The sequence below is a fragment of the Rhizobium sp. BK512 genome (assembly GCF_014194915.1).
GTDB lineage: Bacteria > Pseudomonadota > Alphaproteobacteria > Rhizobiales > Rhizobiaceae > Rhizobium.
Genome location: NZ_JACIAS010000001.1, coordinates 1 through 1,947 on the forward strand (window position 1 = coordinate 1; position 1,947 = coordinate 1,947).

General features: G+C 62.5%; 2 protein-coding genes. One reads left to right on the top strand and one right to left on the bottom strand.

Annotation, left to right across the window (positions count from 1 at the left end):
* On the bottom strand, positions 1-1,013 hold a 1,013-nt coding region (locus tag FHX06_RS00005), incomplete at its 3' end, for a hypothetical protein (protein WP_183877594.1).
* Between the two features lie 190 nt (positions 1,014-1,203).
* Between FHX06_RS00005 and FHX06_RS00010 the strand changes: the two genes are divergently transcribed.
* Complete coding sequence (locus FHX06_RS00010; protein ID WP_113148506.1) at positions 1,204-1,791, top strand: transglutaminase-like cysteine peptidase; 588 nt, start codon at positions 1,204-1,206, stop codon at positions 1,789-1,791.
* Positions 1,792-1,947: the final 156 nt, after the last annotated feature.

The window sequence follows — 1,947 nt, forward strand, 5'->3', positions numbered from 1 at the left end:
CCGCCCTTGTCGTTGCGGTCGTTGCCGCCCTTGTCGCCGCGGTCATTGCCGCCCTTGTCGCCACGGTCGTTTCCGCCCTTGTCGCCGCGGTCGTTTCCGCCCTTGTCGCCACGGTCGTTTCCGCCCTTGTCGCCACGGTCGTTTCCGCCCTTGTCGCCGCGGTCGTTGCCGCCCTTGTCGCCACGGTCGTTTCCGCCCTTGTCGTTGCGGTCATTGCCGCCCTTGTCGTTGCGGTCGTTTCCGCCCTTGTCGTTGCGGTCGTTGCCGCCCTTGTCGTTGCGGTCGTTGCCGCCCTTGTCGCCGCGGTCATTGCCGCCCTTGTCGCCACGGTCGTTTCCGCCCTTGTCGCCGCGGTCGTTGCGATCTCTGCCATCGTGGTGGTCGCGATCCTTACCGTCGTGATGGTCACGGTCCTTACCGTCGTGATGGTCGCGATCCTTGCCATCGTGATGGTCGCGATCCTTGCCGCCATGGTGGTCACGGTCCTTGCCACCGTGGTGGTCACGGTCCTTGCCACCGTGGTGGTCATGGTCCCTGCCGCCATGGTGATCGTGATCCTTGCCACCGTGGTGGTCATGATCCCTGCCGCCGTGGTGGTGATGATCCTTGCCGCCGTGGTGACCGTGATCACCGCCGTTATCGCCGGGGCCGTCACCGGGACCATCGCCGGGGCCATCACCGGGGCCTTCACCGGGGCCGGAGCCGCCTGGATTGCCATTTCCGTCATTGCTGCCGGTGTTCTGATTGCCGGAAGAGCCCTGACTCGATGCCTGCTTGCCAGGGTCGGAGCGGTTGCCGGAGCGGCCGCCGAAATTGTTGCCGCTGCTGTCGTCATTGACCGTGCGGCTGTCATCGTCCTTGCGGATGGATTTCGTCGGCAGGCACAGTCTGGCCTCAATGGTACCCGGCGCTGCCGTGGCGCAGTTGACGACTGCTGGCGCGGCCATTGTGAGGCTGCTGCTTGCCAAAAGGTAAGCAACGGCGACGCTATACTTCGCTGCTTTACGGATCATCTTCTCTCTCCCAAAGTTAACAAATCGTTAACTGCGGGAATTCTTATATTAGCAGACCGTTAATTCCAAGAATAAACTGTGGATAATGGCACAGGTTCTTAAGCTATAGTTAATTACGCAAGTAATAAATTTTATTAAAGTTTTAGTATAAACTGTGTTACCTTCCGCGCCGACAATAGAGGGGTGATTCATGCGATGGATTTTTTGCCTTGTTTCACTTGTGTTCTTTCCCGCGCAGTTTCAGGCCTTTGCCGGACAGCCTCTGCCGGTCGGCAGGAATATCGGCGCGCCGGTAGGCTTTGCCTCTGCCTGCGCGAGCTATCGCTGGCTTTGCCATGAGACATCCGCCGCCCGACGCGCCCGCGGGCCGGCCGAGCAGGCGGGCATGCCGCTTCTGCGCAAGGTCACCCGCGCAGTAAACCTGCGCGTCCGCTCGACGGAGGACAGCTCCATCTCAGGAAACGGCGACGCCTGGACCCTGCCCGTCGGCGGCCGGGGCGACTGCGAGGATTACGCCCTGCAGAAGATGAAGGATCTCATCGACGCCGGATTTCCGGCAAGCCGCCTGGCGCTCTCGGTGGTGATCGGCCCGCATGACGAAAACCACGTCGTGCTGATCGCCCGCCTGGACGACGGCGATTACGTGCTCGACAATCTCAACAATGCCGTGAAGCCCTGGCGGACGACGCCCTATACGTTTCTGGCGACGCAGGATTTTCGCGCGCGAACGACCTGGCGCGTGACGCTGGCCGGGCCGCGGGCGGGCGAGTTTTCGTGATGGGAGATGACGGGTGCGGTTGGCGCCCGGAGCCCCCTCATCCGCCCTTCGGGCACCTTCTCCCCGCGGGGTAGAAGGGGTGTCGCGGCAAGGTCTTCCTTCCCATCAGACGTTACTTCGCCGGATATTGCGGCTGCCCCCTTCTCACCGGCGGGG